General features: G+C 45.2%; 2 tRNA genes and 3 rRNA genes. All 5 read left to right on the top strand.

From position 1 onward, the window contains the following. The first annotated feature begins 411 nt into the window (after positions 1–411). The 5 genes from WNY60_RS15425 to rrf all read left to right on the top strand — a co-directional run bounded on the left by WNY60_RS15425 (position 412) and on the right by rrf (position 5,414). A 16S ribosomal RNA gene (locus tag WNY60_RS15425) occupies positions 412–1,929 on the top strand. A gap of 82 nt (positions 1,930–2,011) precedes the next feature. Continuing rightward, positions 2,012–2,085, top strand: a tRNA-Ile gene (locus WNY60_RS15420). 82 nt (positions 2,086–2,167) lie between these two features. Beyond that, positions 2,168–2,241 (top strand) — tRNA-Ala (locus tag WNY60_RS15415). A 145-nt stretch (positions 2,242–2,386) separates the two neighbouring features. Beyond that, positions 2,387–5,205: ribosomal RNA gene (locus tag WNY60_RS15410) — 23S ribosomal RNA — on the top strand. A gap of 102 nt (positions 5,206–5,307) precedes the next feature. Next, positions 5,308–5,414: ribosomal RNA gene (rrf, locus tag WNY60_RS15405) — 5S ribosomal RNA — on the top strand. The 16S, 23S and 5S rRNA genes sit together here with 2 tRNA genes alongside, the layout of an rRNA operon. Positions 5,415–5,488 lie beyond the last annotated feature (74 nt).

The following is a 5,488-nucleotide window of genomic DNA, read 5'->3' as shown; positions in this document are numbered from 1 at the left end:
ATAACCTGTTAGCAATAAGGCATTAAAGGTTTGTATTAAAATAAAATTAAAAAAAGATTAAAAAAAGGGTTGTGGGAAAGAAAAAGGCTTGTATATTTGCACCCCGAAAACGACGTAACAGATGTTACTGAGAGTAGAGGAAAACGTTCTAAGATATATTGAAAGTGAAGTTTAAAAAAGAAAAAAACTTTTTTTTTAAATAAAGCTTGTGGGATTTAAAAAAGCGAATTATATTTGCACCCGCTTAAGGAAATAACATCTTAAGAGACAGAGAAAAAAGTTCATAAACATATTGAATTGACAGCGTAAGAATTAATTGGAAACGATTAATTTAAACAAACGAGAATAAACCATTTTGAGTACTGAAAACATTATTAATTGTTAAAACATAGTCGTAAGACTTAAAATTTAACGATGAAGAGTTTGATCCTGGCTCAGGATGAACGCTAGCGGCAGGCTTAACACATGCAAGTCGAGGGGTAGCAGGGAGCTTGCTCCGCTGACGACCGGCGAACGGGTGCGTAACGCGTATAGAATCTACCTCTTACTAAGGGATAGCCCAGAGAAATTTGGATTAATATCTTATAGTATGTTAACTTGGCATCAAGATGACATTAAAGGTTACGGTAAGAGATGACTATGCGTCCTATTAGCTAGATGGTGTGGTAACGGCACACCATGGCAACGATAGGTAGGGGCCCTGAGAGGGGGATCCCCCACACTGGTACTGAGACACGGACCAGACTCCTACGGGAGGCAGCAGTGAGGAATATTGGACAATGGAGGCAACTCTGATCCAGCCATGCCGCGTGCAGGAAGACTGCCCTATGGGTTGTAAACTGCTTTTATACAGGAAGAAACACTCTCACGTGTGAGAGCTTGACGGTACTGTAAGAATAAGGATCGGCTAACTCCGTGCCAGCAGCCGCGGTAATACGGAGGATCCAAGCGTTATCCGGAATCATTGGGTTTAAAGGGTCCGTAGGTGGATAATTAAGTCAGAGGTGAAATCCTGCAGCTCAACTGTAGAATTGCCTTTGATACTGGTTGTCTTGAGTTATTATGAAGTAGTTAGAATATGTAGTGTAGCGGTGAAATGCATAGATATTACATAGAATACCAATTGCGAAGGCAGATTACTAATAATATACTGACACTGATGGACGAAAGCGTGGGGAGCGAACAGGATTAGATACCCTGGTAGTCCACGCCGTAAACGATGGTCACTAGCTGTTCGAACTTCGGTTTGAGTGGCTAAGCGAAAGTGATAAGTGACCCACCTGGGGAGTACGTTCGCAAGAATGAAACTCAAAGGAATTGACGGGGGCCCGCACAAGCGGTGGAGCATGTGGTTTAATTCGATGATACGCGAGGAACCTTACCAGGGCTTAAATGTAAATTGACAGGTTTAGAAATAGACTTTTCTTCGGACAATTTACAAGGTGCTGCATGGTTGTCGTCAGCTCGTGCCGTGAGGTGTCAGGTTAAGTCCTATAACGAGCGCAACCCCTGTTGTTAGTTGCCAGCGAGTCATGTCGGGAACTCTAACAAGACTGCCAGTGCAAACTGTGAGGAAGGTGGGGATGACGTCAAATCATCACGGCCCTTACGTCCTGGGCTACACACGTGCTACAATGGTAGGGACAGAGAGCAGCCACTGGGTGACCAGGAGCGAATCTATAAACCCTATCACAGTTCGGATCGGAGTCTGCAACTCGACTCCGTGAAGCTGGAATCGCTAGTAATCGCATATCAGCCATGATGCGGTGAATACGTTCCCGGGCCTTGTACACACCGCCCGTCAAGCCATGGAAGCTGGGAGTGCCTGAAGTCCGTCGCCGTAAGGAGCGGCCTAGGGTAAAATCGGTAACTAGGGCTAAGTCGTAACAAGGTAGCCGTACCGGAAGGTGCGGCTGGAACACCTCCTTTCTAGAGAAAGACAATTATTGTGTTTTTTTATGTAAACAAAAAGTTTATTCTCCTGCTGTTAATTTATAATCTATTATAGTAGAGTCTCATAGCTCAGCTGGTTAGAGCGCTACACTGATAATGTAGAGGTCGGCAGTTCGAGTCTGCCTGAGACTACTAATACTATGATAAAAGGAAATTCTAGAAGTTGTCAATTCTAAATAAGTAATTCTGAATAGAACATTCGGGATTCCTATATGGGGGATTAGCTCAGCTGGCTAGAGCGCCTGCCTTGCACGCAGGAGGTCATCGGTTCGACTCCGATATTCTCCACTATTCAGTTTTAACTGAAAAAGTTCTTTGACATATTGAAAAAAGATACATGAAAATTTAGTGAGATTTTTCTCATTAAAATTAATGTGGTATTATACTAATCGTAGTATAATACTGCATAGAACTCATTAAAAAGCAAATAGTACAATAAGCTAAATAAGAGCGTATGGGGAATGCCTAGGCTCTCAGAGGCGATGAAGGACGTGATAAGCTGCGAAAAGCTGCGGGGATTGGCACATACAAATTGATCCGTAGATATCCGAATGGGGCAACCCAGCATATTGAAGATATGTTATCCGAAAGGAAGTAAACCCGGAGAACTGAAACATCTAAGTACCCGGAGGAGAAGAAAACAAAAGTGATTCCGTTAGTAGTGGCGAGCGAACGCGGATTAGCCCAAACCAGTATTGTTAAGGCAATGCTGGGGTTGTAGGACTACAATATTTGAGCTGTAATGAATTAGAATAGTTTGGAAAGACTAACCAAAGAGGGTGATAGTCCCGTATAAGTAAAGAACAGTAAGATAGTAGTATCCTGAGTAGCGCGGGACACGAGTAATCCTGTGTGAATCAGTCGGGACCATCCGATAAGGCTAAATACTCCTGAGAGACCGATAGTGAACTAGTACCGTGAGGGAAAGGTGAAAAGAACCCTGAATAAGGGAGTGAAATAGATCCTGAAACCATACGCTTACAAGCGGTCGGAGCCCTTTGGGGTGACGGCGTGCCTTTTGCATAATGAGCCTACGAGTTACCGTTGCTAGCAAGGTTAAGTGATTAAGTCACGGATCCGTAGCGAAAGCGAGTCTGAATAGGGCGCTTTAGTTAGTAGTGGTAGACGCGAAACCGTGTGATCTACCCATGGGCAGGTTGAAGCTGTAGTAACATACAGTGGAGGACCGAACCGGTTGACGTTGAAAAGTCTTCGGATGACCTGTGGGTAGGGGTGAAAGGCCAATCAAACTCGGAAATAGCTCGTACTCCCCGAAATGCATTTAGGTGCAGCGTTGATTTATAGTTTTATAGAGGTAGAGCTACTGATTGGATGCGGGGGCTTCACCGCCTACCAATTCCTGACAAACTCCGAATGCTATAAAATGTTAATCAGCAGTGAGGGCATGGGTGCTAAGGTCCATGTCCGAAAGGGAAAGAACCCAGACCATCAGCTAAGGTCCCAAAATATATGTTAAGTTGAAAAAACGAGGTTGAACTGCTTTGACAGCTAGGATGTTGGCTTGGAAGCAGCCATTCATTTAAAGAGTGCGTAACAGCTCACTAGTCGAGCGGTTCGGCATGGATAATAATCGGGCATAAACATATTACCGAAGCTATGGACTTGTAAAAGTGGTAGGGGAGCATTGTAGTGGCGTTGAAGGTGTGCTGTGAGGTATGCTGGAGTAACTACAAAAGAAAATGTAGGCATAAGTAACGATAATGCGGGCGAGAAACCCGCACTCCGAAAGACTAAGGTTTCCTCAGCTATGCTAATCAGCTGAGGGTTAGTCGGGACCTAACGCGAACCCGAAAGGGGTAGTGGATGGACAACAGGTTAATATTCCTGTACCTGCTCTCATTAAAAGTGACGGAGGCGAAAAGTTAGTGCGCACAGACGGAATTGTGCGTTGAAGAGAGTGGTAACACCTCGATAGTACACTAAGACTACGGTCGCGGTGATAATCTAGCGAATCGACTTCCAAGAAAAGCAAGAGAAGCAGCCCGTACCCTAAACCGACACAGGTAGTTGGGATGAGAATTCTAAGGAGCTCGAGAGATTCATGGCTAAGGAACTAGGCAAAATAGACCTGTAACTTCGGGAGAAAGGTCGCCACCCTTCGGGGTGGCCGCAGTGAAAAGGTCCAGGCGACTGTTTATCAAAAACACAGGGCTATGCTAAATTGAAAGATGACGTATATGGCCTGACACCTGCCCGGTGCTGGAAGGTTAAGTGGAGGGTTTAGCTTCGGCGAAGATCTAAAATGAAGCCCCAGTAAACGGCGGCCGTAACTATAACGGTCCTAAGGTAGCGAAATTCCTTGTCGGGTAAGTTCCGACCTGCACGAATGGTGCAACGATCTGGACACTGTCTCAGCCATGAGCTCGGTGAAATTGTAGTATCGGTGAAGATGCCGATTACCCGCTGTGGGACGAAAAGACCCCGTGCACCTTTACTATAGCTTAGTATTGGTTTTGGATAAGTAATGTGTAGGATAGGTGGGAGACTTTGAAGCGGCGTCGCTAGGCGTTGTGGAGTCATTGTTGAAATACCACCCTTTGCTTGTCTAGAGTCTAACCTTCAATGAAGGGACAGTGCTTGGTGGGTAGTTTGACTGGGGTGGTCGCCTCCAAAAGAGTAACGGAGGCTTCTAAAGGTTCCCTCAGCACGCTTGGTAACCGTGCGTAGAGTGCAATGGCATAAGGGAGCTTGACTGAGAGACCTACAAGTCGATCAGGTACGAAAGTAGAGCATAGTGATCCGGTGGTTCCGTATGGAAGGGCCATCGCTCAAAGGATAAAAGGTACGCCGGGGATAACAGGCTGATCTCCCCCAAGAGCTCATATCGACGGGGGGGTTTGGCACCTCGATGTCGGCTCGTCACATCCTGGGGCTGGAGAAGGTCCCAAGGGTTGGGCTGTTCGCCCATTAAAGTGGCACGCGAGCTGGGTTCAGAACGTCGTGAGACAGTTCGGTCTCTATCTACAGTGGGCGTTAGAAATTTGAGTGGATCTGACTCTAGTACGAGAGGACCGAGTTGGACTAACCTCTGGTGTATCTGTTGTTCCGCCAGGAGCATTGCAGAGTAGCTACGTTGGGAAGGGATAAGCGCTGAAAGCATATAAGCGCGAAACCCACCACAAGATGAGATTTCTTTAAAGGGTCGTAGGAGATGACTACGTTGATAGGTCATAGGTGTAAAGGCAGTAATGTCATAGCCGAGTGATACTAATAACCCATAGGCTTATTGTACGCCTGTTTTTTATAAAGTTCAATACAAAATTTTCATGAATCATTTTTTCAATATGTTATTATATACGGTTAAGTAGTTTATACTACATACACCGAAAGATTTAAGGTGATTATAGCGATGGGGCTCACCTCTTACCATTCCGAACAGAGAAGTTAAGCCCATTTGCGCCGATGGTACTGCATTGTGGGAGAGTAGGTCGTCGCCTTTTTAGAGAACCCTTCATATTTATTTATGAAGGGTTTTTTTGTGCCTAAAAATTAAAGTAAATAGGCGCAAGGGAAA

This window comes from Olleya sp. AS48 (assembly GCF_038900355.1).
Taxonomy (GTDB): Bacteria; Bacteroidota; Bacteroidia; order Flavobacteriales; family Flavobacteriaceae; genus Olleya.
Note: the sequence above shows the minus strand (reverse complement) of the source record. Positions and strands in the feature narration are given on the sequence as shown.